The sequence below is a fragment of the Nonomuraea sp. IBHARD001 genome (assembly GCF_056106265.1).
Genome location: NZ_JBWBBW010000002.1, coordinates 7999941 through 8024367 on the forward strand (window position 1 = coordinate 7999941; position 24427 = coordinate 8024367).

General features: G+C 70.2%; 18 protein-coding genes. 10 read left to right on the plus strand and 8 right to left on the minus strand.

Annotation, left to right across the window (positions count from 1 at the left end):
• Positions 1–91 precede the first annotated feature (91 nt).
• Entirely contained in the window at positions 92–2647 is a 2556-nt protein-coding gene (locus ACTWNK_RS38015; RefSeq protein ID WP_474309756.1) for a penicillin acylase family protein, read from the plus strand.
• 546 nt (positions 2648–3193) lie between these two features.
• On the opposite strand, the gene ACTWNK_RS38020 is transcribed toward ACTWNK_RS38015, so the two are convergent.
• On the minus strand, positions 3194–4132 hold the full coding sequence (locus tag ACTWNK_RS38020) for an MBL fold metallo-hydrolase (protein ID WP_474309757.1): 939 nt from the start codon (positions 4130–4132) through the stop codon (positions 3194–3196).
• Positions 4133–4159: 27 nt separating this feature from the next.
• Complete coding sequence (locus ACTWNK_RS38025; protein WP_474309758.1) at positions 4160–4627, minus strand: hypothetical protein; 468 nt, start codon at positions 4625–4627, stop codon at positions 4160–4162.
• A gap of 1237 nt (positions 4628–5864) precedes the next feature.
• Here ACTWNK_RS38025 and ACTWNK_RS38030 point away from each other — a divergent pair.
• Entirely contained in the window at positions 5865–6827 is a 963-nt protein-coding gene (locus ACTWNK_RS38030; RefSeq protein ID WP_474309759.1) for a hypothetical protein, read from the plus strand.
• Positions 6828–6888: 61 nt separating this feature from the next.
• Here ACTWNK_RS38030 and ACTWNK_RS38035 read toward each other — a convergent pair whose 3' ends face one another.
• Positions 6889–7293, minus strand: coding sequence for a flavin reductase family protein (locus tag ACTWNK_RS38035; RefSeq protein ID WP_474309760.1), 405 nt, complete (start codon positions 7291–7293; stop codon positions 6889–6891).
• A 3-nt stretch (positions 7294–7296) separates the two neighbouring features.
• Between ACTWNK_RS38035 and ACTWNK_RS38040 the strand changes: the two genes are divergently transcribed.
• Positions 7297–7509: a hypothetical protein gene (locus tag ACTWNK_RS38040; RefSeq protein WP_474309761.1), complete on the plus strand. Its 213-nt coding sequence runs from the start codon at positions 7297–7299 to the stop codon at positions 7507–7509.
• A 232-nt stretch (positions 7510–7741) separates the two neighbouring features.
• Here ACTWNK_RS38040 and ACTWNK_RS38045 read toward each other — a convergent pair whose 3' ends face one another.
• Entirely contained in the window at positions 7742–8182 is a 441-nt protein-coding gene (locus ACTWNK_RS38045; RefSeq protein ID WP_474309762.1) for a DUF6113 family protein, read from the minus strand.
• An 11-nt stretch (positions 8183–8193) separates the two neighbouring features.
• Positions 8194–9099 (minus strand): N-acetyl-1-D-myo-inositol-2-amino-2-deoxy-alpha-D-glucopyranoside deacetylase, encoded by a 906-nt coding sequence (mshB, locus tag ACTWNK_RS38050; RefSeq protein ID WP_474309763.1) that lies wholly within the window; start codon positions 9097–9099, stop codon positions 8194–8196.
• A 128-nt stretch (positions 9100–9227) separates the two neighbouring features.
• Here mshB and ACTWNK_RS38055 point away from each other — a divergent pair, with 128 nt between their 5' ends.
• On the plus strand, positions 9228–11297 hold the full coding sequence (locus tag ACTWNK_RS38055; RefSeq protein WP_474309764.1) for a S9 family peptidase: 2070 nt from the start codon (positions 9228–9230) through the stop codon (positions 11295–11297).
• A gap of 74 nt (positions 11298–11371) precedes the next feature.
• On the opposite strand, the gene ACTWNK_RS38060 is transcribed toward ACTWNK_RS38055, so the two are convergent.
• From ACTWNK_RS38060 to ACTWNK_RS38070, 3 genes are read right to left on the minus strand one after another with little or no spacing between them, the layout of a single operon-like run.
• Complete coding sequence (locus ACTWNK_RS38060; protein WP_474309765.1) at positions 11372–13120, minus strand: ABC transporter ATP-binding protein; 1749 nt, start codon at positions 13118–13120, stop codon at positions 11372–11374.
• Between the two features lie 2 nt (positions 13121–13122).
• Entirely contained in the window at positions 13123–14811 is a 1689-nt protein-coding gene (locus tag ACTWNK_RS38065; protein ID WP_474309766.1) for an ABC transporter ATP-binding protein, read from the minus strand.
• A 40-nt stretch (positions 14812–14851) separates the two neighbouring features.
• Positions 14852–16027 (minus strand): MFS transporter, encoded by a 1176-nt coding sequence (locus ACTWNK_RS38070; RefSeq protein WP_474309767.1) that lies wholly within the window; start codon positions 16025–16027, stop codon positions 14852–14854.
• 49 nt (positions 16028–16076) lie between these two features.
• Between ACTWNK_RS38070 and ACTWNK_RS38075 the strand changes: the two genes are divergently transcribed.
• From ACTWNK_RS38075 to ACTWNK_RS38100, 6 genes are all read left to right on the plus strand, one after another.
• Positions 16077–19622 carry a nitrate reductase subunit alpha gene (locus ACTWNK_RS38075; RefSeq protein ID WP_474309768.1) on the plus strand — a complete coding sequence of 1182 codons (3546 nt, stop codon included), beginning with the start codon at positions 16077–16079 and terminating at the stop codon, positions 19620–19622.
• Positions 19622–21238: a nitrate reductase subunit beta gene (narH, locus tag ACTWNK_RS38080; protein WP_474309769.1), complete on the plus strand. Its 1617-nt coding sequence runs from the start codon at positions 19622–19624 to the stop codon at positions 21236–21238. The genes ACTWNK_RS38075 and narH overlap by 1 nt, the downstream gene beginning before the upstream one ends.
• The gene (narJ, locus tag ACTWNK_RS38085) at positions 21235–21792 is read left to right on the plus strand and encodes a nitrate reductase molybdenum cofactor assembly chaperone (RefSeq protein WP_474309770.1); all 558 of its coding nucleotides are present in this window, start codon (positions 21235–21237) and stop codon (positions 21790–21792) included. The genes narH and narJ overlap by 4 nt, the downstream gene beginning before the upstream one ends.
• On the plus strand, positions 21789–22469 hold the full coding sequence (gene narI / locus ACTWNK_RS38090; protein WP_474309771.1) for a respiratory nitrate reductase subunit gamma: 681 nt from the start codon (positions 21789–21791) through the stop codon (positions 22467–22469). The genes narJ and narI overlap by 4 nt, the downstream gene beginning before the upstream one ends.
• Positions 22470–22550: 81 nt before the next feature.
• Positions 22551–23783, plus strand: coding sequence for a sensor histidine kinase (locus ACTWNK_RS38095; RefSeq protein ID WP_474309772.1), 1233 nt, complete (start codon positions 22551–22553; stop codon positions 23781–23783).
• Positions 23774–24415, plus strand: coding sequence for a response regulator transcription factor (locus ACTWNK_RS38100; protein ID WP_474309773.1), 642 nt, complete (start codon positions 23774–23776; stop codon positions 24413–24415). The genes ACTWNK_RS38095 and ACTWNK_RS38100 overlap by 10 nt, the downstream gene beginning before the upstream one ends.
• Positions 24416–24427: the final 12 nt, after the last annotated feature.

Here is a 24427-nt window from a genome sequence, read left to right on the forward strand (position 1 = left end):
GGGTGGGGGGTGAGGTTGTCCACAGGTGGCCTTGTCCGTGCGGTCGGCGGGCTCGTGGCTGCCACACTGGTCGAGCACGTAAACGATCTAGGTGGAGGAGGGCGAGGAGATGCGGCTCAGCCCCTATGCGTGGATGCCGGGTCCGCTGAAGTGGGCGGCCAGGGTGCTGACCTTCCTCCTCGTGCTGGCCGTGCTGCTCGCGGGTGTGGGCGTGGCGCTGGTCAGGTCGTCGTTCCCGCAGGTCGAGGGGTCGCTCAAGGTGGCCGGGCTGAGCGGCGAGGTCACCGTGCACCGCGACGCGCACGGCGTGGCGCAGATCTTCGCCGACAGCGCCGACGACCTCTTCCTCGCCCAGGGCTATGTGCACGCCCAGGACCGATTCTGGGAGATGGACTTCCGGCGTCATGTGACGGCCGGGCGGCTCTCGGAGCTGTTCGGGTCCGCGACCGTCGACACCGACAAGGTGATCCGCACGATGGGCTGGCGCGAGGTCGCCCGGGCCGAGCTGGCCGCACTCGACGAGCAGAGCAGGCGCCACCTCGACTCCTACGCCAAGGGCGTCAACGCCTGGCTGGCCGACAACCCCAACGCCTCCGACCGCAGCTTCGAGTACTCCGTACTCAAACTCACCAACCGGGGCTACCGCCCGGAGCCGTGGACACCGCTCGACTCCGTCTCCTGGCTCAAGGCCATGGCCTGGGACCTCGTCTCCAACCTCAACGACGAGATCGGCAGGGGCCTGGCCGCCACCCGGCTGCCCGCCGAGCGGGTGGCGCAGCTCTGGCCGCCCTATCCGTTCGACCGGCACCAGCCGATCGTCGATCAGGGCACGGTCGTGCGGGGGGCCTTCGACCAGACGGCCGAGCCGCAGCCGACCGACGCCACCCCTGTCGGCGCCGCCGCCTCCGCGCTGACCAGGGCGGCCGAGGCGCTGCGCCGGGTGCCGCCGCTGATCGGCAAGGGCGACGGCATCGGCTCCAACTCCTGGGTGGTCTCGGGAGCCCACACCAAGAGCGGCAAGCCGCTGCTGGCCAACGATCCGCACCTGTCGGCCCAGCTGCCCTCCGTCTGGTACCAGACCGGCCTGCACTGCCGGGTCAGGTCGGAGGGCTGTCCCTATGACGTCACCGGCTTCTCCTTCTCCGGGGTCCCCGGTGTGATCATCGGGCACAACGACCGCATCGCCTGGGGGTTCACGAATCTGGCGCCCGATGTCGCCGACCTCTATGTGGAGCAGGTCAGGGACGACGGCACCTATCTGTATCGCGGCCGGTGGACCCGCCTCGACATCCGGCGGACCGAGATCAAGGTCGCCGGGAGCGAGCCCGTCCCGCTGACGATCAGAAAGACCCGCCACGGCCCCCTGCTCAGTGCCGTCATGTCCGACATAGCTGCCCTGACGCCGGCCGGGGCCGCCTCCGGCAGGCAGGAGGTCGCACTGCAGTGGACGGCGCTGCAGCCGGGCACGGCCGCCCAGGCGATCTTCGCACTCAACCAGGCGCAGAGCTGGCCCGAGTTCAGGGCGGCGGCCCGGCTGTTCGACGTCCCCGCGCAGAACCTCGTCTACGCCGACGTCGACGGCCGGATCGGCTACCAAGCCCCCGGCCGTATCCCCATCCGCAGCAGGGGCGACGGCTCGGCGCCCGTCCCCGGCTGGACCGGCGACTTCGAGTGGAAGGGCATGATCCCCTTCGACGAGCTGCCCAGCCTCGAAGACCCCCCGACCGGCTATGTCGTCACCGCCAACAACGCCGTCATCGACCCCGCACGCTATCCCCGCTTCCTCACAGGCGACTGGGCGTACGGCTACCGCAGCCAGCGCATCCTGGAGCGCGTCCAGCAGTCGATCAAGACCGGCGAGGTCGACGCCGAGACCATGAGCCGCATCCAGCAGGACACCCACAACGGCAGTGCCGCCTTCCTCGTGCCCGCCCTGACGCAGGTCGACCTGACCGGCCCCGCCGTACAGGCTCGCGACCTGCTCACCGGCTGGGACGGCTCCCAGCGCGCCGACTCCGCGCCCGCCGCCTACTTCAACGCCGTCTGGCGGCAGCTCCTCGTCCTGACCTTCAACGACGACCTGCCCGAGGGCGCCCGGCCGAGCGGCGGCGACCGGTGGTTCGAGGTCGTGCGCTCCCTTCTCGCCCTGCCCGACGACCCGTTCTGGGACGACACCACCACACGCGACGTCGTCGAGAGCCGCGACGACATCCTGCGCAGGGCCATGGCCCAGGCCTATCGCGAGCTGGCCGACCGTCTCGGTCCCGAGCCCGAGTTCTGGCGCTGGGGTTCCTTGCACACCCTCACTCTTGAGCACGGCGCTTTCGGGTCCGTTCCGTTTCTGGCGTCCCTTTTCAACCGGGGGCCTTTCGAGAGCCCCGGGAATGACGATGCGGTCAATGCGACCGGGTGGGATGTCCAGGCGTCTTATGCGGTGACCGCTGTGCCTTCTATGCGGATGATTGTCGATCTGTCGGACTTTGATGCTTCGCGGTGGGTGAACTTGACCGGGGCTTCGGGGCATGTGTTCGCTGCGCATTACACGGATCAGGTGGAGCTGTGGCGGGGTGGGGGGACTACGGCCATGCGGTCGTCGGAGGGGGCTGTGCGGGAGGGGGCTGCGGTTACTTTGACGCTTACGCCGTAGGGGGGTGGGGTGTTGGGGGGTGATGCTTGCTGGGCTGCCTGGGCTGCCTGGGCTGCCTGGGCTTGAGTGGGCGGTTGGGGGTAGCTGTAAGGAGTGCGCTTGGGGACGGCTCGCTTGTGAGGGATGCCTAGGGTGAGGGAAGGCTGGGGTGAGGGAAGGCTTGGGTGCCTGAAATGCCGCTGTTTCGGGAGTGACCGTTGAGCGGAATGCCTTTTTTGGTCGCGGTTTGTCTGCGAGGGAAGCTTTGTTTTGGCTGCGACTTGCCTGGCGGAGAATGTCTACCTCTGAGTCGGCCGATTGACGGAGCGGCCGATTTTCCTGGCGCTGTCGGCTTGCCGGAGAGCGGTCCAAGAGCCTGTTCGGGTCCAGGCCCTTCGTCCCTCATCTTCTCTTCCCCCCTCCCCAGCGGCGCTGCAGCAAGTAGCCCTCGCCGAGCCAAACGGCGGCCCGGAATGCAAATGACGCATTGGGCAGTCGTATGTCGTACTTGCTGCATTTCGGTGCCGGTGAGGAGCGGTTTTCGGTGGAACGGGGTGGGGGTGGGGGTCACGGGGTGAAGGTGCGGGACTCGCCTACTGCGAGGTCCCAGAGGTTGGGGCGAGGGAGGCCGTGGGCGGTCCAGGCTTGGCGGGTTTCGTGGAGGGGGGCGAGGAGGGCTTCGCCGGACAGGACGAAGGTGCCCCAGTGCATGGTGGCCATGCGTACGGCGCCGACGTCGAGGAAGGCCTGGACGGCTTCGGCGGGGTTGGTGTGCTGGGACTTCATGAAGGCGTGCGGCTCGTAGGCGCCCACCGGCATGAGGGCCAGGTCCAGGCCGGGGAATCGGGCGCCGATCTCCTGGAGGCGTTCGCCGTACGCGGTGTCTCCGGCGAAGTAGATGGAGCGGTTGATCACCCAGCCGCCCCACAGGGTCTTGCACGTGTCGAACAGGCTGCGACGGCTCCAGTGATGGGCCGGCACGAAGTCGAACGTCACCGGGCCGACGCTGGCCGACTCCCACCAGTCGAGTTCGATCACGTGGGTGAAACGGCGCTTGGTGAACCACGGTTTGACCTTGGCGGGGACCAGGATCGGCGTGTCGCGGGGCAGGCGGCGCAGGGTGGGGCCGTCGAGGTGGTCGTAGTGGTTGTGGCTGATCACCACGGCGTCGACGCGCGGCAGGTCGCTCCAGGCGACACCGGGTGGCGTCAGGCGTTGCCGTACTCCGGGGATCTTGCGGGACCAGACCGGGTCGGTGAGGATCGTCAGGCCTTCGACCTGCAGGACGTACGTGGCGTGGCCTACCCAGGTGATCGCGTGCTCGCCCGCCGCCGGGCGGGGCAGGCCCTCGCGCAGGACCGGGATCTGGTCGGCGTCGCCGATGTCGGTACGGAATCCGCCGTGCCAGGCGACGCTCAGCACCTCACGGAAGGCAGGCAGTGGAGAGGTCAGCCTGTCCCTGAACGAGTCAGGCCAGCGTGGCGCCTGCTGCGTGGTCTGTGTCATACGCGCTCCCCCGGCGTGATGAGACGATCACACGTGGTCATCCCCCCGTGTCGACGATCTCCACCATGGGGACTTACGCGGATATCCGCCGTCCTCCAGATTGGCCAGCCGTTCGAAGGGGTTGTAGGCGGCCTGGTCACCGCAGATCACGATCGAGATCCCGAGCGACAACACGTACAGCGGCAGCATCGGCAGCCCCAGACAGCAGGCCCACTGGCTGGCGTGCCGCCCTTCGTGCTGGAGCAGGCGTTCGGTGAGGTAGGTGTCGTCGTGCTTGGTCAGGACGACGTTCCCCACGGTGAACGCGCCCGCGATGGGAAAGGCGAACCGGTATCCGTAGGCGAGGATCAGGCCGTCGGGCCCGGGTACGCGCCTCGCGCCGCCGATGAGGGAGATCAGCAGGCCGAACGGGGTGGCGAGATTGGCGTAGTTGGCCACCCGCCTGGCACGGTACCTCGCCCGGAGGCGGGAGGGGGGTGGGTCGCTGGTGTGCATGGGGTGGGCGCTCCCTCCGGTGTGTTCACTTTGGATGGTGCCCTTCTTTGGGTGGTGGGCCTCTTTGGATAGTGCCTCTTTCTGGGGGTGTTCAGGGGGGTGGTGTTTCTGAGGGTTGGGTGGGGTGTGGGGGGTTCTCGGTGGTTTGGCGGGGAATCGGCTGGCCGATATGGTGAGATTGCCAGGTGATTGTCAGGTTGGGGGTTGGGGGGTGTTTGTGGGGCTTCTCTGATCTTGCGAGGGGTGGGTGAGCGTGGTGTGGGGGTGGGGGTTCGAGGGCGGCGGGCGGGGAGAGGGGGGGCGAAGGGGCTTCGGGTCGGACGCCGGGCTGGGGTGGGCGGGCGTGAGGGGGCGACCGAGGGGGCCGAGGGTTGGGGTGGGCGGTGAGGGCTGGCGATGGCTCGATGGGCGATGCCTCTGATGTCCGACGGGCGGTACTTCGTGGAGCCGTGAGGGGTTGCGGGGAGCCTGCGGGGGCGTGAGGGGCTGCGGGGGTGATCTGAATCGGCGGGCTCCCAGAGGGCGGGCCGGGAGCGGACCGGGGACGGGTCGGGGACGGGCCAAGGACGGGTCGGGTCGGGTACCGGTTGGGGCGGACTGGGGGGAGTCGCCGAGTCTTCGTAATGGTCGATATTTCCCGCTATCGGGTGCTGCAGGGGTCTTGTCGTCTCATCGGTAGTCATGGTGCTGACCTGCGGATTGGCCTACCTTGGGGCGTTCGGGGTCTGCTCTCCAGAGTGTCGTTGAGAAGCCGCCGATGAGCGTCGGTGACGTCTCGCGTTGGTGCGGTATTGAGGTGCCGTCTTGCTCCTGCTGACTCCTGGCTGCTGGCTGTGGACTGCTGGCTGCTGTTGCTCCGGAGGGCCGCGGATCCCCTTGTGTCTGCCATGCCTGCCGTCCAGCCGCCCGCCCGGGTCGGTGGCGAACTCCCGGCGTACTGGCTGGCGAACTGGCTGGCGAACTGACTGCAGGACCGGCGGCCGGAGCGGCGGCTGGATTTGGCGCTTGTTGCCTTCTTTGTGGTCCGCTCCTCGGGCAGTCCCCGCGTCCCGTCTCGCGGGTCGCTGGATCGCTGTCACCCCGACGGCGAGCGCCCGACGTACGATGCCCGGTCGCCCCTCCAACGATCATGCGCCTCCCCCCGGAAGGGTGGATTGCGGAACGGATCGGGCGGTTGACCGAGGGTGGCATCGCGGGATAATGATCGCTGTCCTGACTTCTCCCCCAATCCAGGATCATGAGATTTGTCATCTTGGCGGCTGCGGTCGCCACACTTGCCCTCACTGCGGTCGGCGGCATCGCCGTCACCACGACCTCTGCGTCAGACCCCTACGACGTCGGCAGGCTTCAGCTGCCCGTCTCGCAGAGCCCGACGCCGACCGCGTCCACCTACACGGCCAGTACGAAGGTCGTCAAGAAGAAGGGCGTCTCCTACCTCGACGTTTCCATCAAGTACGGCGGGGCCGCACGGTTCACCGTGAAGCAGCGCGTGTGCAAGAAGTCGTCCTGCCGTACCGAGACGACCGAACTGCCTGTCACGACCGGTGCGGGCAAGGCGTCCAGGAAGCTGGGCTCCGGCACGTACAAGACGAGCGGCAAGCCCGTCATCTCGGTCAAGGTGCTGCCGTGGCCCACCCGTACCGTGACCGCCAGGCCGACGGCCACCACCACGGTGACCACCGGCCCGACCGTCACCCTGACACCGGCCCCCGCGCCGACGGTCACCGTACGGGCGACGGCCACCGCCACGGTCACCGCGACGGCCACCGTCACCGTGGCCCCGACGGCGACGGTCACGATCACGTCGCCTCCCGTCACGGTCACCGCCACCCCTGCGGTCACCGTGACCGTCACCGCGCCGCCTAGCCCCGAGCCTTCGGACGACCCGAACGCGACCGGCGACCCGAACGCGTACGCCGGATCCGTCCAGCGCCCGCAACCGTCGGTGGTAGGCGCACTGCAGCCGGACGGATGCGGCATCCCCGCCAATCCGTACTCCCTGCACTACTGCCAGGATCGCGGAAGCCGCGTCGACGTACCCGCCGCGGACGTGTGCCTGTACGTGGGCTGCGTCGACGCCTTCTGGGCGGGCACCGGGTACCTGGTCGAGTGCAACGACGGCCGGCTGAGCAGGTCCGGCGGCCTGCCCACCTCCTGCGCGGCCAACCTGGGCCAGCGCCACGAGGTACGGCAGGGCTGACCCTTGTAGTCCCTTGGCCCCGTCCGTGATCGTCGCGGGCGGGGCCTTCGGCTGTGCGGCGTCAGGGGAGGGTGGGGTCCGGGGCCAGTTCGGTGTAGTGGGACTCGTGGTAGAGGAGCGGGGCGGCGTTCGACGGTGTGGCGAGCGCGGTCACCTCGCCGACGACGATGACGTGATCGCCCGCGTCGTGCACGGCCGTGGTACGGCACTCGACGGTGGCGATCGCCTCGTCGAACAACGCCACGCCCGACGCCCCTCTGTGCCAGGCCCACCCGGCCAACTGCTCCTCCACCGGACGCCCATGCCGCGCGAAGAAGCGGGAGGCGTCCCGCATGGTGACCGGGAGTACCGAGACGCCCCAGATTCCGCTGGCCAGGACGGCGTCGTACAGGCGTGCGGTTTTCTTGGCGCAGAACAGCGTGAGGAGGGGGGTCAGGGAGACCGAGGTGAAGGAGTTCACGGTCATGGCGTGGTCGACACCGTCGAGGGTGGTCGTGACGATGGTGACACCGGTGGCGAACCGCCCGATGACCTTACGGAAGAGGCCGGGGTCGATGGGCGGTTGGAGGGGCTGGGGCTCTTGGGGCTTTTGAGATTCCTGCTGCTTTCGGGGCTCTTGGGGTCCTTGGCGCTCCAGAGGCCGTGGAGGCTTCTGAGATTTCTGCCGCTCTTGGGGCTGTGAAAGCTTCTGAGTCTGCCCGGGTTCCTGGGGCTTCTCACGCACAGCGCGCCCCCCACACACCCCGCCCGATCACCCACGCAACACCCCACCCCACCAACACCCCAACACCCGCCCCCGCACCACGCCCTCCACCACGGCCCCCAGCACGAGCCCCACCCCGCCCCCCGAACCACCCCAGGAGGACCGTGCCGAGACGCAACAGAAACAGGTGCACGTTACATACTTTATGTCCCTACCGGGACTGCGACTCCAGTGGTGAGCCGTACAGCAGCCATGACCCCTGGGGAGACGGCGTGAGCAGCACCGAGACCACCGCCGCCAGTGCGCCGCCGTACAGATAGACGTATCCCGCCATGTTCCCCGCGATCACCAGATCCCCGGCGACGCGCTGCAACGAGAACGCGACCGAGACGAGCAACCAGCCGAGCGCGGGCGCGACGGCGGCGAGTTTGCCGCCCATCAGGCGGCCCGCGCCCTGGATGACGGCGAACAGCAGGAGCACCCACACGACGGAGGCGAGCGGCCACTCCCCGGCGTACCAGGCGTGGGTGAAGCCCCCGACGACGCCCATGACCACGCCGAGCACGAACAGCATCCCGTACGCGGCTCCCGCCAGCGCCGATTCGGCCTGGCTCCGCTCGGGGTGGTGCTCGGCTTCCGCGTGCTGCTCCATGGGGGATGAGGTTAGTGGATGCCCGCGAAGAGGTCGTTCTCGCGCGTGTATGGCTCGCCGATGCCGCCGGAGTCGGTGGAGGGGCCGGGGCCTGCGGGGCCGGGGGTGCCGCTGCGGAGGATGTAGTGCTCGACGCCGAGTGCCTCCTGGCCGATGTTGTTCGACAGGGCGAACCAGGGGGCGTCGACGGCGATCTGCGTGTAGTGGGCGCGCATGGCGTCGAGCTTGGCCTGGACGTACGGCCTGGCGTCGATCTCGGTGGTGACGGCGTCGTCGGTGCAGCCGAAGGGCATGTCGTCGACGTTCTCGGCGAAGAACTCGATGTCGGCGGCGCGCATGGCCTCGTTCATCCGGCGCATGACGGACTTGGGCAGTGCGGTGAAGTAGAACTTCGCGATCTGCCACGCCTCCCCCTCGCCGAAGGCCGGATCGGCGGCCAGCTCGTAGGCCCGCCACGCCACCCGGTAGGCCTGGATGTGGTCGGGATGGCCGTAGAAGCCGTTCTCGTCGTAGGTGACGAGCACCTGGGGACGCGTCTCGCGGATGACCTTGACCAGCTCGCCGGCCGCCTCGTCGAGGTCGGCCTGCCAGAAGGCGTTGGCCCGCTTGTTGGAGGAGACGCCCATCATGCCGGAGTCGCGCCAGCGGCCGGGCGAGCCGAGGAAGCGGTGATCGGTGACGCCGAGCGCCTTGCAGGCCTCGGCGAGCTCGCCGATGCGATGGGAGCCGAGCGTGTCGTCGCGGTCGGCCGCCAGGTGCGCCAGCTCCGCCGGAATGACCTCCCCCTCCTCCCCCAGCGTGCAGGTGACCAGCGTGACCTGGGCCCCCTCCGCGGCGTACTTCGCCATCGTCGCCCCCGTGCCGATCGACTCGTCATCGGGATGGGCGTGCACGAGCAACAGTCGTCGATCATTCATGCCTTCGAGGGTAACCCCGCCCACCGAAGCCAATCCTGCAATACCCCCCAAACAACCCCAACCCCCCCAACGCCGATAGATCGACACCGCCGATGGACCATAAGGATGTTGCTGGCAGGATTGGGGGCATGAGTGAGAGCTTCCCGCGCCTGCACGCGAGGACCCGCCGGTTCACCCTCGGAGTGCCCCGGTCGTTCACCATCGCCCCCGACGGCAACAGAGTGCTGTTCCTGCGCACGACCTCGGGCACCGACCCGGTCACGTGCCTGTGGGAGCTCGACACCACCACAGAGCTCGAACGCCTGATCGTCGATCCGAGGGCCCTGGACGCCGACGAAGGCGATCTGCCACCCGAGGAACGGGCGCGCAGGGAGCGCAGCCGGGAGCAGGCGGGCGGCGTGGTCGCCTACTCCACCGACACCCAGGCCCGCACGGCGGTGTTCGCCCTGGCCGGAGGGCTGTATGTCACCGACCTCGCCAGTACGGCGACGCGGACCCTGGTGACGCAGGGCGCGGTCATCGACCCCCGCCTTTCGCCCGACGGGCGACATGTCGCCTATGTGAGTGGGGGCGCGCTGCACGTGCAGGAGCTCGCGACCGGCGAGGACCGCACGCTCGCCGAACCGGAGAGCACCACCGTCACCTACGGCCTGGCCGAGTTCGTCGCCGCCGAGGAGCTCGACCGCTTCCGCGGCCACTGGTGGGCCCCGACCAGCGACAAACTGCTCGTCGAGCGGGTCGACGAGGCCCCGGTCCAGACCTGGTACATCGCGGACCCGGCCAACCCGGACAGGGAGCCGGTCCCCCAGCGCTACCCGTCTGCGGGCACGCCCAACGCGATCGCCGAGCTGTTCGTGCTCGGCCTCGACGGCTCCAGGGTCGAGGTGCCGTTCGCGCACGAGTACGTCACCGCCGTCACCTGGGACGCCCACAGTCTCTCGATCGTGACGATGCCCCGCGACCAGAAGGTCGTACGCCTGCTCACCGTCGACCCGGGCAACGGCGAGTCGGTCATCGTGCGCGAGGACTCCGACGCCGCCTGGGTCGACGTGTTCGGCGGGGTACCCGGCCACCTCGACGACGGCTCCCTGGTCTGGATCGCCCAGTCCGAAGGCGGCAACCGGCTGTTCGTCGGCGAGCGCGCGGTCACCCCACCGACCCTGCACGTGCGCGACGTGCTCGACATCGACGGCGACACCGTGCTGTTCAGGGCGAGCGGCGACCCCGCCGAGATCCAGCTGTGGACCTGGGACGGCCATTCGCTGCTGCCGGTCTCCACCAAGGCGGGCGTGTACTCCGGCCGCCTGTCCGGAGGCGTCGGCGTGCTCACCGAGCAGACGCTCGACAGCGAGGGCGTGGCGATCTGGGTGATCCGCAAGGACGGCCGCGCCGTGTCCGTCGCCTCGCTCGCCGAGCGCCCCGGCCTGGACCTGCGCGTCTCGCTCGGCCGTTCGGGCAGCCGCGAACTGGCCACCGCCGTGGTCTTCCCCTCCTGGCACGTGCCCGGCTCCCGCCGCCTGCCCGTCCTCCTCGACCCGTACGGCGGGCCGCACGCCCAGCGGGTGCTCGCCGCGCAGGGCTCGTACCTGACCAGCCAGTGGTTCGCCGAGCAGGGCTTCGCCGTCGTGGTGATCGACGGCAGGGGCACGCCGGGCAGGAGCCCGGCCTTCGAACGCGCCGTGCTCAACGACCTGGCGACCCCGGTCCTGGACGACCAGGTCGACGCGTTGCAGGGTGTGGCCGCGCAGTACCCCGACGACCTCGACCTGACCAGGGTCGGCATCAGGGGCTGGTCGTTCGGCGGTTACCTGGCGGCGCTGGCCGTGCTGCGGCGGCCCGACATCTTCCACGCGGCGGTCGCCGGAGCGCCGGTGACCGACTGGCGGCTCTACGACACCGCCTACACCGAGCGCTACCTCGGCCACCCCGACGAGCAGCCCGACGTCTACGACGGCTCGTCGCTGTTCGCCGACGCGGCCAAGCTGGAGCGCCCGCTGCTGCTCATCCACGGTCTGGCCGACGACAACGTGGTGGCCGCGCACACGTTGCGCCTGTCGTCGGCACTGCTGTCGGTCGGCCGCGCGCACAGCGTGCTGCCGCTGTCGGGCGTGACACACATGACGCCGCAGGAGGTCGTGGCCGAGAACCTGCTGCTCCTTCAGGTGGACTTCCTGAAGAAGTCGCTCAACATCACCTAGAGAACCTGAAGATATGAAGGGGCGACCCCCCAGCGGGCCGCCCCTTCACGAATGTCCGGCGAGGTGCGCCGCCGTCAGCGGGTGCCGCCGCCGTTCCAGCTCGACCACAGGGCCGCGTACGACCCGCCCGCCTCGACAAGTTCGTCGTGCGAGCCCAGCTCGCTGATCCTGCCGTCCTCGACCACGGCCACCCGGTCGGCGTCGTGCGCGGTGTAGAGGCGGTGCGCGATGGCGATCACCGTGCGCCCTTCGAGCACGGCCGCGAGCGAGCGCTCCAGGTCGCGGGCCGCACGGGGGTCGATGAGCGAGGTGGCCTCGTCCAGGACCAGGGTGTGCGGATCGGCCAGCACCAGTCTGGCCAGGGCCAGCTGCTGGGCGTGCGCGGGCGAGATGGTGACATTGCCCGAGCCCACCTCGGTGTCGAGTCCGTCGGGCAGCGCGTGGACCCAGTCGAGCGCGTCGACGGCGCCGAGTGCGGCCGTGACGTCCTCGTCCGAGGCGTCGGTCCTGGCGATGAGCAGGTTGTCGCGCAGCGTGCCCCTGAACACGTGGTGCTCCTGCGAGACGAGGGCGACATGGCCGCGCAGGTCGTCGAGCGGCAGGTCGACCAGCGGCACGCCGCCGACGCTGACCTCGCCGGTGCGCGGGCCGTGGATACCGGCCAGCAACCGGCCGAGCGTCGACTTGCCCGCGCCCGAAGGCCCGACCATGGCCAGCCGCTCGCCGGGCGCCACGGTCAGCGAGACGCCGTGCAGCACGTCGTGCCCCTCGCGATAGGAGTAACGCACGTCGTCGGCGCGCATCTCCTCCCCCTTGGGCACGGCGGAGCCCGGCGTGCGGTCGTCGGTGACATTGGCGACGCCGAGCAGACGCGACATGGCCGCACCGCCGACCTGGAGCTCGTCGATCCACATGAGGAACCTGTCGAGCGGGTCGACGAGCTGCTGGGCGTACAGCGTGGCCGAGGTGACCTGGACGATCGTGACCCAGTCGTTCATGAAGAGCAGGCCGCCGACCAGCAGCGTCGCGGTGATCGGGATGACATAGCCGAGCTCCACCGCCGGGAACCACCGCACGCGCAGGCCCAGCGTGTAGCGCTCGGCCTTCCACGAGCCGGTGATGTCCCTGTCGGTGCGGTCGCGGCGGCGCTGCTGCAGGCCGTACGCCTCGACGGCGCGTGCGCCCTCGACGGTCTCGGCCAGGCCGTCGGTGAGGTCGGCCCAGGCCTCGCTCTCGGCCAGGTAGCCGTCGCGCGCCCGCTTGAGGTACCACCGCGTGGAGAACCACAGGAGCGGCGCGGCCAGCAGCATCGGCGCGGCGAGCACCGGCCCGACCAGCAGCAGCGCGCCGACGCTGATGGTGAAGGTGACCACCGCGATCAGCGTCTCGGGCACCGCGTGCCTGACCGTGCGCGACAGCGAGTCGACGTCGCGCGAGGTCCTGGTGATGAGGTCGCCCGAGCCCGCGCGCTCGACCGTCGACAGCGGCAGGGCGAGCACCTTGTCGACGAACTCCTCACGCAGCTCGGCGAGCACCTTCTCCCCGAGCTTGGAGGAGGCGTAGACGGCGAAGCGCACCAGCACCGACTGCAGTACGAGGAAGGCGGCGATGCCGAGCCCGATGAGCGCGACGCTGACCTGCCTGCCGTCCTTGACGTCCTGGACGAGGTTGCCGATGATCCAGGGGACGGCGAGCCCGGCCACGGCGGCCAGGCCGTGCAGGGCCAGTGCGAACGTCAGATCGCGCGGGTACTTCAGCGTCAGCCGCCGCGCGTAGGCGCGCACCTGCGCCTTGTCGGCGATCGGCAGGATCTCCTTCGCCATGGTCAGTCCTCCCCTCGGGTCACGCTCGCCCGGTAGGCGGGCGTCGTCGCGAGCAGCTCCCTGTGCCCGCCTTCGGCGACCACCCTGCCCTCCTCCACGTAGATGACGTGCTCGGTGCGGTCCAGCACGAGCGGGCTGCTCGTACAGACCAGCGTGGTACGGCCGGCCCTGGCTTTGGCCAGCCGGTCGGCGATGCGGGCCTCGCTGTGCGCGTCGACCGCGCTGGTGGGCTCGACGAGGATGAGCACCTCCGGATCGGTGACCAGCGCCCTGGCCAGCCGCAGGCGCTGCTGCTGGCCGCCGGAGAACTCGCGCCCGGCCTCGGCCACGTAGGAGCCGAGCCCGTCGGGCAGCGCCTCGACGATGTCCTCGGCGCAGGCGGCGTGCAGCGCCTGGCGTACCTCCTGCTCGGTGGCCGCTCCCCTGACGTCGAGTTCGTCGCGCAGCGGGCCGGTGAACAGCCTGGCGTTGTTGTCGGCGACCAGGATGCGCGAGCGCACGTCCGCGACCGGCAGGTCGGCCAGCGACACGTCGCCGAAGGTCACATCGCCTTCGGCGTAGCGGCCGAGGCGGTCGGCGATCGCGATGGCGTCCTCGGGCGAGGACACGGCGAGTGCGGTGAACACACCGGGCTTGACGCGCACGCCGCTGGCCCGGTCGTAGAGCAGGCCGCCGTCGCTCTCGCCCGCGCCGCCGTCGATCTCCGGCTCGATGGACAGGATGCGGATGACGCGCTTGGAGGCGACCACGCCCTTGGTGATGCGGTCGGCGGCCTCGGTGATGGTCCGCATGGGCCCGATGAGGAAGACGGCGTAGCCGTAGAAGGAGACGAGCTCACCGGCGCTGATGGAGCCGTTCATGGCGTAGGAGGCGCCGAAGCCGGTGACGACGGCGATGAGGATGCCGGGCAGCAGCACCTGGGCGCCTTCGAGCAGCGACTCCACACCCGCGACCTTGACCCCGGCATGCCTGACGCGCTGCGACTCGGCGCGGTAGCGCTCGTGGAAGACCTGCTCGCCGCCGATGCCGCGCAGCACGCGCAGGCCGGTGACGATGTCGGCTCCCCTGCTGGACAGCTCACCCTGCAGCTCGCGGTGGGCGTGCTGACGGCGGTGCAGCGGCTTGAGCAGCGGGCCGACCGCGACCGTCATGAGCGGCACGCCCACCAGGACCATCAGGCCGAGCGGTAGCGACGTGGAGATCAGGATCACGGTGACCGTGATGATCGCCACGACGGCCCCTGTCCCGCGCAGCAGGATGTCCATCGAGCCGCCGATATGCGAGATGTCGGAGTTGCCGACGCTGACCACCTCGCCGGTGGACAGCCTCTTGGGCAGCGTCGCGCCGAGCCTGGCCGACTGTTTGGCGGTGAGCTGGACCGTGCGGTAGGCGGCCGAGAGCCAGTTGTAGACGGCCATCCTGTGCCGCATCACGCCCATCGCCGCCTGCAGCAGGCCGAGCCCGAACAGCACGGCCGACCAGATGAGCAGCGCTCGCGCGTCCTCCGCCGTGATGGCGTCGATCCCCCTGCCGAGGACGAAGGGCACGAAGGCCTGGCCGAGCCACCACAGGATGGCGTAGGTGATGCCCGCGGCGAGCGGACCGGACTGCATACGCGCGTTCCAGATCAGGTATCGCAGCGGCCCACGGATGTCAGGAGGGCCGGGATCGGCCTGAGGAAGGGTGCGCATAACTCACCCAGGCTGACAAACAACACCCTGACCAGGCAAATCAATTTTTGACGTGCCGAAAGGCGGCGACCGTGTACAGCAGGGCGGCCAGAGCGGTCGCGGCCAGCAGCAGATAGCCGACCGTGTACGCCCCGGTCGCCGAGTAGACCGCGCCCATCACCAGGGGCGGGAAATAGCCCCCGAGACCGCCCGCCGCGCCGACCAGACCGGTGACCGTGCCCACCCGCGAAGGCTCGACCAGCTTGGCCACGAGAGCGAAGACACCACCCGTGCCGAGCCCGAGGAAGAAGGCCATGAGCACGAAACTGGCCCCGGCCGGAACCTCGATCGGCGGCCCGAACGACAGCACGACCGCCATCACCACGGCCCCGGCGAATGCGACGGTCAGCACCCGCACCGGCCCGACCCGGTCCGACAGCACGCCGCCGAGCGGCCTGGCCAGCACCGCGGCGACGGAGAACCCGGCCGTGCGCAGCCCGGCATCGGTCTGGGCGAAGTGGTAGACGTTCTGCAGCAGGGTCGGCAGATAGGTGGAGAAGGCGACGAACCCGCCGAACGCCACGGCGTAGAGCCCGGCGCACTGCCAGGTGGCCTTGAGCTTCGTCGCCGCGCGCATCCTGGGCAGCGCGGGCGCGGTCGCCGGGGTCCAGGCGGGCGAGTCGCGGCTGGCCAGCAGCATGACGACGCCCATCGCGGCCAGTGCCACCGCCATCAGCACGTGGGTGGTGCCCCGGCCGAGCGATTCGACCAGCCTCGGCGTGAGGAAGGCCGACAGTGCGGTGCCGCCCATGCCCGCGCCGAACACGCCGGTGGCGAAACCGCGCCGCGAGGCCTCGTACCAGGCGTTGACGAACGGCACGCCGACGGCGAAGGAGGTGCCGCCGACGCCGAGGACGAACCCCCAGGCCAGCAGCGAGGCGTAGGAGTCGGACCAGCCGACGAACAGCACGGGCACGATGGTCACGAAGCAGACCGCGGCGAACATCACCCGGCCGCCGAGCTTGTCGGTCAGGATGCCGACCGGGATGCGGCCGAGCGAGCCGACCAGCACGGGCACCGCGACCAGCATCGACGTCTGGGTCGCCGACAGCCCGAGCAGCTTGCTGTAGCTGCCCGACAGCGGCCCGATCAGGTTCCAGGCCCAGAACGTGATGGCGAAGGCGGCCGTGGCCAGCACGAGATTGCGGACCTGCCCCGAGCGAAGATCAACCGACATGAGTCCCCCCTATACCAAGAATCGTAACTGTGTGTGATGGACTGCTCACATGGGGTCCAATGCCGAGGAGCTTCTCCTCAAGACCGGTCGCTTCTTCCGCCGCTCACCGACGAGCGCCGACCTGCGCACGGTCTTCCTGTCGGGCGGCAGGGAAGGCGACGTCTTCTACCGCGACCGCTGGAGCCACGACCGCGTGGTGCGCTCGACGCACGGTGTGAACTGCACCGGCTCGTGCTCGTGGCAGGTGTATGTGAAGAACGGCATCATCACCTGGGAGACCCAGCAGACCGACTACCCGAGCGTCGGCCCCGACCGCCCCGAGTACGAACCACGCGGCTGCCCGCGCGGCGCCGCCTTCTCCTGGTACACCTACTCCCCCACCCGCGTGCGCTACCCCTACGCCAGAGGCGTCCTGGTCCAGATGTACGGCGAGGCCAGGGCGCGAGGTCTCGGCCCCGTCGAGGCGTGGGCCGAGGTCAGCACCGACCCGGCCAAGCGCGAGAAGTACCAGCGGGCCAGAGGCAAGGGCGGCCTGGTCCGCATCACGTGGGAGCTGGCGAGCGAGATGATCGCCGCCGCGCACGTGCACACGATCGAGGCCTACGGGCCGGACCGGATCGCCGGGTTCTCGCCGATCCCCGCGATGTCGATGGTCTCGCACGCCGTCGGGTCGCGGTTCGTCTCGCTGGTCGGCGGCACGATGTTGTCCTTCTACGACTGGTACGCCGATCTGCCCGTCGCCTCGCCCCAGGTCTTCGGCGACCAGACCGACGTGCCGGAGTCGGCCGACTGGTGGGACGCCGCGTACCTGGTGCTGTGGGGGGCCAATGTGCCCGTCACACGCACGCCGGACGCGCACTGGATGGCCGAGGCGCGCTACCGGGGTCAGAAGGTCGTCGTGGTGGCGCCCGACTACAACGACGCGGCCAAGTTCGCCGACGAGTGGCTCGCGGTGCGGCCGGGCACCGACGGGGCGCTGGCCATGGCCATGGGGCACGTGCTGCTGACGGAGTTCTTCGTCGAGCGGCAGGTGCCGTATTTCACCGACTATGTCAAGCGCTTCACCGACCTGCCGTTCCTGGTGCGCCTGGTGGAGCGGGACGGCGCCTACGTGCCCGGCAAGTTCCTCACCGCCGCCGATCTCGGCGACACCGGTGAGGGCGCGCAGTGGAAGACCGTGCACATGGACACCGGCGGCGAGCCCGTCGTGCCCGGCGGCTCGGTCGGCTTCCGCTGGGGCGAGTCGGGCAAGGGCCGCTGGAACCTCAAGCTGGAGCACGACCCCCTGCTCACCCTGCACCCCGGCGACGAGGCGGCCGAGGTCCTGCTGCCACGCTTCGACGAGGGCCCCGGCGTGCTGCGCAGGGGCGTGCCCGTCAAACGCGTCGGCGGCCACCTGGTGACGACGGTCTTCGACCTGATGCTGGCCGCGTACGGCGTGCGCAGGGCGGGCCTGCCCGGCGAGTGGCCCACCGGCTACGACGACGCCTCCCAGCCCTACACGCCCGCCTGGCAGGAGGCCATCACCTCGGTCCCGGCCGAGCGCGCGGCCAGGATCGCCAGGGAGCTGGCCGACACGGCCGAGCGCAGCGGCGGACGGGCCATGATCGTGCTCGGCGCGGGCACCACCCAGTGGTTCCACGGCGACACGATCTACCGCGCCTTCCTCTCGCTGCTGCTGCTGACCGGCTGCCAGGGCGTCAACGGCGGCGGCTGGGCGCACTACGTCGGGCAGGAGAAGTGCCGCCCTTCGACCGGGTGGGCGCAGCTCGCGGGCGCGCTCGACTGGTCGCGCCCGCCACGGCAGACGCCGGGCACGCCGTTCTGGTACCTGCACACCGGGCAGTGGCGCTACGACACCTTCGACGCCGGGGTGCTGACCTCGCCGCTGGGCGACGGCTCGTTCACCGGCAGGCACACGGCCGACCTGGTCGCCCAGGCGGTGCGGCACGGCTGGATGCCGATGGCTCCGGCGTTCGACCGCAACCCGCTGGACCTGGGCGAGGCCGAGGACCCGGTGGAGTTCACGCGCAAGGAGCTGGCCGAAGGACGGCTGCGGTTCGCCGTCGACGATCCCGACGATCCGCGCAACTGGCCCAGGGTGCTGACCGTCTGGCGTTCCAACCTGCTGGGCTCATCGGCCAAGGGCGACGAGTACTTCCTGCACCACCTGCTCGGCGCCGACTCCAACCTGCCCGACCCGAAGGGCCCGCGCGGCAAGCTCGACCTGCTGGTCACCCTGGACTTCCGGATGACCTCGACGACGCTGTTCTCCGACATCGTGCTGCCCGCCGCGACCTGGTACGAGAAGCACGACCTGTCCTCGACCGACATGCATCCCTTCGTCCATGCGTTCAACCCGGCGATCAGCCCGCCGTGGGAGACGCGCACCGACTTCGCCGCCTTCCACACGATCGCCGAGGCGTTCAGTGCGATGGCCGGGCCGAGGCTCGGCGTGCGCAAGGACGTGGTGGCGGTGCCGTACCAGCACGACACGCCCGGGGAGATCGCCCAGCCGGGTGGCAGGGCGCCCGAGCGGGACGCGTGGCCGAACCTGGTGGTGGTCGAGCGCGACTACGGGGCCGTGGCCGAGAAGATGGCCGCGCTCGGGCCGCTGGCCGAAGGGGCCGGGCTGCCGGTCAAGGGGCTGACCTTCCATCCCGGCGAGGAGGTGGCCTGGCTCGGCCAGCGGTGCGGGCTGGCCGCGCGCGGGGTGGCCAGGGGCAGGCCGCTGCTCGACACCGACGCCAAGGCGTGCGAGGCGATCCTGGCCCTGTCGGGCACCACCAACGGCCGCCTGGCCGCCCAGGGCTTCGCCGAGCTCGCCGAGCGCACCGGCACGGACATGAGCGCGCTCATCCACTCCGACCTGCGCATCGTCTTCTCCGACACCCAGGCCAGACCGCAACACGTGGGCGCGAGTCCGGAATGGTCCGGCAAGGAGGCGCACGACAGGCGGTACTCGCCCTTCACCATCAATGTCGAGCACGACAAGCCGTGGCACACCCTCACCGGCCGCATGCACTTCTTCCTCGACCACGACTGGATGCACGAGTACGGCGAGGCGCTCCCGGTCTACCGGCCGCCGCTGGACATGACCGAGCTGTTCGGGGAGCCGAGGCTCGGTCCCAACGGGCCGGAGATCGTGGTGCGCTACCTCACCCCGCACTCCAAGTGGTCGATCCACTCCGAGTACCAGGACAACCTCATCATGCTGACGCTGTCCAGGGGCGGCCCGACGATCTGGATGTCGGTCGAGGACGCCGCCGCGATCGGGGTGGCCGACAACGACTGGATCGAGGCGGTCAACCGCAACGGCGTGGCCGTGGCCAGGGCGATCGTCACCCACCGCATGCCGAAGGGAACGGTGTACATGTACCACGCCCAGGAGCGGGTGGTCGACGTGCCCAAGTCGGAGGCGACGGGCAGGCGCGGCGGCATCCACAACTCGCTGACCCGGGTGCTGATCAAGCCGACGCACATGATCGGCGGCTATGCCCAGCTGTCCTACTCCTTCAACTACCTCGGCCCCACGGGCAACCAGCGCGACGAGATCACCGTCATCAGGCGGCGCTCGCAGGAGGTGAGCTACTGATGCGCGTCATGGCACAGCTGGCGATGGTGATGAACCTCGACAAGTGCATCGGCTGCCACACCTGCTCGGTCACGTGCAAGCAGACGTGGACCAACAGGCCGGGTGTCGAGTACGTCTGGTTCAACAATGTCGAGACCAGGCCCGGCCAGGGCTATCCCCGCCGCTACCAGGACCAGGACAAGTGGCGTGGCGGCTGGGTGCGCGGACCGGGCGGACGGCTGCGGCTGCGCTCGGGCGGACGGCTGCGACGGCTGGCGTCGATCTTCGCCAATCCCGTCATGCCGGCCATCCAGGACTACTACGAGCCGTGGACCTACGACTACGAGACGCTGACCAGCGCGCCGCTGTCGGACGACACGCCGGTCGCACGGCCCCGGTCGCTGCTGACCGGCGAGCCGACCAAGGTTCGCTGGAGCGCCAACTGGGACGACGACCTGGGCGGGGGGCCCGCGCTCGCCGCGCAGGACCCGATCGTCGAGCGGATCGGCGAGCAGATCAAGCTCGACTTCGAGCAGGCGTTCATGTTCTACCTGCCGAGGATCTGCGAGCACTGCCTCAATCCCGCGTGCGTGGCCGCCTGTCCGTCGGGCGCGATGTACAAGCGGGCCGAGGACGGCATCGTGCTGGTCGACCAGGACAGCTGCAGGGGCTGGCGCATGTGCGTGACCGCCTGCCCGTACAAGAAGGTGTACTTCAACCACAAGAGCGGCAAGGCGGAGAAGTGCACGTTCTGCTACCCGAGGGTGGAGGCCGGGCTGCCGACGGTGTGCTCGGAGACGTGCGTGGGACGGCTGCGCTACCTGGGCGTGCTGCTCTACGACGCCGACCGGGTGACGCAGGCGGCATCGGTGGAGAACGAGCAGGACCTGTACGAGGCGCAGCTGTCGATCTTCGTCGATCCTGACGACCCGGCGGTGGCCGCCTCCGACGTGCCGCACGAGTGGGTCGAGGCGGCCCGCAGGTCGCCGGTGCGCGAGCTCATCGTCAAGCACCGGCTGGCGCTGCCGCTGCATCCCGAGCACCGCACACTGCCCATGGTCTGGTACATCCCGCCGCTCTCGCCCGTCGTCGACGCCCTCGCCGGCACCGGCCACGACGGCGAGGACGCGGGCAACCTCTTCGGCGCCATCGAGTCCCTGCGCATCCCCGTCGGCTACCTGGCCGAACTCTTCACCGCGGGCGACCCAGAGCCGGTACGGCTGGCGCTGCGCCGCCTGGCCGCCATGCGCTCGCACATGCGCGCCGTCAATCTGGGCGAGGAGCCCGACCCGGCCATCGCACGTGACGCCGGGCTCGACGCCGAGGCGATCGACGCCATGTACCGCCTGCTGGCCCTGGCCAAGTACGAGGACCGCTATGTGATCCCGACGGCGGCGGGCGTCGTGCCCGGCGCGGTCGACGAGCCGGGCTGCAGCCTCGACTACGACGGCGGCCCCGGCATGCAGGGCCCGTTCGGCGAGGCGTCGGGCAGGCCGGTCCCGGTGTCGATCGAGACCTTCCACGGCCTCAGACAGCGCCAGACCGGCGAGGAGGTCACGGCCGAGCGGCTGAACCTGCTCAACTGGGACGGCAGAGGCGCCCCCGAGAACCTGTTCCCGCCGAGGAGGAACCCGTGAGCGCCGTCGTGTGGCAGGCCGCCTCCCACCTGCTGAGCTACCCGGACGCCAGGTTCTGGGAGCGGCTGCCGCTCGTCGAGGCGGCGGCGGGCCCGTCCTTCAGGCCGTTCCTCGACAGCGCCGCGGCGCTCGGTCCCGCCGGGCTCGCGCCGCACTATGTCGAGACGTTCGACCTGCGCAGGCGCTGCTGCCTCTACCTCACCTACTACGCCGACGGCGACACCCGGCGCAGGGGCGCCTCGCTGGCCGCGCTCAAGGAGAGGTACGACGCCGCGGGCTGGGACCTGTGCGCCGACGAGTTGCCCGACCATCTGCCCGTGGTGCTGGAGTTCGCCGCCCTGGAGGCGTCGGGCGCCGCGATCCTGCGTGAGCACCGGGCCGGGCTCGACCTGCTGGGCACGGCGCTGACCGAGTGCGGCTCGCCGTACGCGCAGGTGGTCGGGGCGGTCGCGGCGACGCTTCCGGCGATCACCGAGGCCGAGCGCGCGGCGGCCGAGCGGATGGCGGCGCAGGGGCCTCCGGCCGAGGCCGTGGGGCTCGGGGGGTACTCATGACGTGGGCCGAGATCGCGTTCTGGATCGTGCTGCCGTACGTGACGCTGGTGGTGCTCGTCGGCGGGCTGGTCTGGAGATACCGCTACGACAAGTTCGGCTGGACCACGCGCTCGTCGCAGCTGTACGAGAGCAGGCTGCTGCGGGTGGCCAGCCCGGTCTTCCACTACGGGCTGCTCATGGTGATCGCCGGGCATGTCGTCGGGCTGCTCGTCCCGGCCTCGTGGACCGACGCGATCGGCGTGTCGCCCGAGACCTACCACCGGGTCGCCTGGGTGCTCGGCGGCCTGGCCGGGCTGGGCACGCTGGCGGGAATCGCCCTGCTCATCTATCGCAGGCGCACGACCGGGCCGGTGTTCCTGGCCACGACGCGCAACGACAAGCTGATGTACGTCGTGCTGACCTGCGCGATCCTGGCCGGGCTGCTGGCCACGACGCTGGGCGCGCTGACCGAGCAGGCCGACTACCGGCAGACGGTGTCGCCGTGGTTCAGGAGTGTGTTCGTGCTCTCGCCCGACGCCGAGGCCATGGTGGCGGCGCCGTGGACGTTCAAGACGCACGCGGTGATCGGGATGACGCTGTTCATGCTGTTCCCGTTCACCCGGCTGGTGCACGCCTTCTCCGCGCCCGTCCGGTATCTGTTCCGGCCCTACATCGTCTATCGCTCGCGGGGCGGCTGAGGCAAGGGGTGCCTGGGCCCCCTTTTTCGCGGATGCCACGCCCATGTCGGTCGTGTCGCCTCGCTCCTTACTCTGTGAGCCATGAGCGAGTTGCGCAGCCCCTGGGATCGCATCAGGGGTCACTGGTCGGCCCCGGCCTGGATCGGGACCGCCCACATCACGATGGGCGTGCCGATCGGCGGGCTGGGGGCCTTGCTGATCGTCGGGCTGAGCGTGGTGTCGGTGGTGCTCGTCTGGACCGTGGTGGTGCCGCTGGTCGCGTTGCCGCTGGTGTTCGTCTCGATCAGGCTGCTGACCCGGCTGCAGCGCGACCGGTTCGCCGCCTTCCTCGACCTGGACATCCCGCCGACGGCCAAGGTGCGCACGCAGGGGCGGCTGCCCGCCAGGCTGCTGCAGTGGATCCGGATCAGGAGCCTGTGGCGTCAGCTCGCCTACCACCTGCTCACCATCGTGATCACCGGGATCGGCGCCGCGATCGTCATCGGCGCCTGGTCGGGCGCGCTGATCCTGCTCGGGCTCGGCATCCAGCACCTCGTGCTGGAGAACACCATGCAGGCCTCGATCATGGCCGCCTCGTCCGCCGCCCTGTTCGTCGCCGGGCCCTGGCTGGTCAGGGGCGTCACCGCGCTGGACACACTGGCCGCCGAGGCGCTGCTCGGCCCGGCGCTCAGCGACACTCTCGCCCGGCGTGTGGAGACGCTTGAGGAGAGCAGGGCCGATGTCGTCGACGCGGCCGACGCCGAGCGCAGGCGCATCGAACGCGACCTGCACGACGGCGCCCAGCAACGCCTGGTCTCGCTCGCGATGAACCTCGGCATGGCCAGAGCCACGCTCACCGACCTGCCCGACCCCGCGCGCGAGGCCATCGAGAACGCGCACGAGGAGGCCAAACAGGCCCTCAAGGAGCTACGCGACTTCGTCCGCGGCCTGCACCCCGCCGTACTCAACGACCAGGGCCTCGACGCCGCCCTGTCCGGCCTGGCCACCCGGGCCTCCTTCCCGGTGCGGCTGCGCGTCGACGTGGCCGAGCGGGTGTCGCCGACGATCGAGGCCGTGGCGTTCTTCGTGGTGTCGGAGGCGCTGACCAATGTGGCCAAGCACGCGCGGGCCGGATCGGCCGAGGTGGTGGTGCGGCGCGAGGACGAGGTGCTCACCGTCGTGGTGCGCGACGACGGCAGGGGCGGGGCGCACACCAGCGGCGGCAGCGGGCTGCGGGGGCTGGCCCAGCGGGTCCGCTCGGTGGACGGCACACTGCAGATCGACAGCCCGGCGGGCGGGCCGACGACGATCAAGGTGGAGTTGCCGTGCGTGTAGTGCTGGCCGAGGACTCGGTGCTGCTCAGGGAGGGGCTGATCCGGCTGCTCGGCGCCTGGGACCTGGAGGTGGTCGCCGCGGTGGGCGACGCGGAGGAGTTGCTGCGCGCCGTCGACGAGCACCGGCCCGACCTCGTCGTCACCGACGTCCGGATGCCGCCGACGCACACCGACGAGGGGCTGCGCGCCGCCCTGGTGCTGCGCAGGGAGCGGCCCGACCTGCCCATCGTGGTGCTGTCGCAGTACGTCGAGGAGCGTTACGCCACCCGGCTGCTGTCGACCGAGACGCGGGGCATCGGCTATCTGCTCAAGGACAGGGTGGCCGACGTGGAGCAGTTCGTCGACGCCCTGCGCCGGGTGGCGGGCGGCGGCACGGCGCTGGACCCGGAGGTCGTCGCCCAGCTCCTGCTGCGCCGGCACAGCGATCCGCTCGACCTGCTCACGCGCAGGGAGCACGAGGTGCTCGCCCTGATCGCCGAAGGCCGTTCCAACGCCGGGATCGCGCAGGCGCTGACCGTGTCGGAGGGGGCGGTCGGCAAGCACATCAACAACATCTTCACCAAGCTCGAACTCTCCGGCGAGGAGAAGGACCACCGCAGGGTGCTCGCCGTACTCCGATTTCTGAAGATCTGAGAGGACTTCGTC

Coding starts and splice junctions, on each gene's coding strand:
- ACTWNK_RS38020 (WP_474309757.1), bottom strand. CDS start 4,132: ATGACACAGACCACGCAGCAGGCGCCACGCTGGCCTGACTCGTTCAGG.
- ACTWNK_RS38025 (WP_474309758.1), bottom strand. CDS start 4,627: ATGCACACCAGCGACCCACCCCCCTCCCGCCTCCGGGCGAGGTACCGT.
- ACTWNK_RS38030 (WP_474309759.1), top strand. CDS start 5,865: ATGAGATTTGTCATCTTGGCGGCTGCGGTCGCCACACTTGCCCTCACT.
- ACTWNK_RS38035 (WP_474309760.1), bottom strand. CDS start 7,293: ATGACCGTGAACTCCTTCACCTCGGTCTCCCTGACCCCCCTCCTCACG.
- ACTWNK_RS38045 (WP_474309762.1), bottom strand. CDS start 8,182: ATGGAGCAGCACGCGGAAGCCGAGCACCACCCCGAGCGGAGCCAGGCC.
- mshB (WP_474309763.1), bottom strand. CDS start 9,099: ATGAATGATCGACGACTGTTGCTCGTGCACGCCCATCCCGATGACGAG.
- ACTWNK_RS38055 (WP_474309764.1), top strand. CDS start 9,228: ATGAGTGAGAGCTTCCCGCGCCTGCACGCGAGGACCCGCCGGTTCACC.
- ACTWNK_RS38060 (WP_474309765.1), bottom strand. CDS start 13,120: ATGGCGAAGGAGATCCTGCCGATCGCCGACAAGGCGCAGGTGCGCGCC.
- ACTWNK_RS38065 (WP_474309766.1), bottom strand. CDS start 14,811: ATGCGCACCCTTCCTCAGGCCGATCCCGGCCCTCCTGACATCCGTGGG.
- ACTWNK_RS38070 (WP_474309767.1), bottom strand. CDS start 16,027: ATGTCGGTTGATCTTCGCTCGGGGCAGGTCCGCAATCTCGTGCTGGCC.
- ACTWNK_RS38075 (WP_474309768.1), top strand. CDS start 16,077: ATGGGGTCCAATGCCGAGGAGCTTCTCCTCAAGACCGGTCGCTTCTTC.
- narH (WP_474309769.1), top strand. CDS start 19,622: ATGCGCGTCATGGCACAGCTGGCGATGGTGATGAACCTCGACAAGTGC.
- narI (WP_474309771.1), top strand. CDS start 21,789: ATGACGTGGGCCGAGATCGCGTTCTGGATCGTGCTGCCGTACGTGACG.
- ACTWNK_RS38095 (WP_474309772.1), top strand. CDS start 22,551: ATGAGCGAGTTGCGCAGCCCCTGGGATCGCATCAGGGGTCACTGGTCG.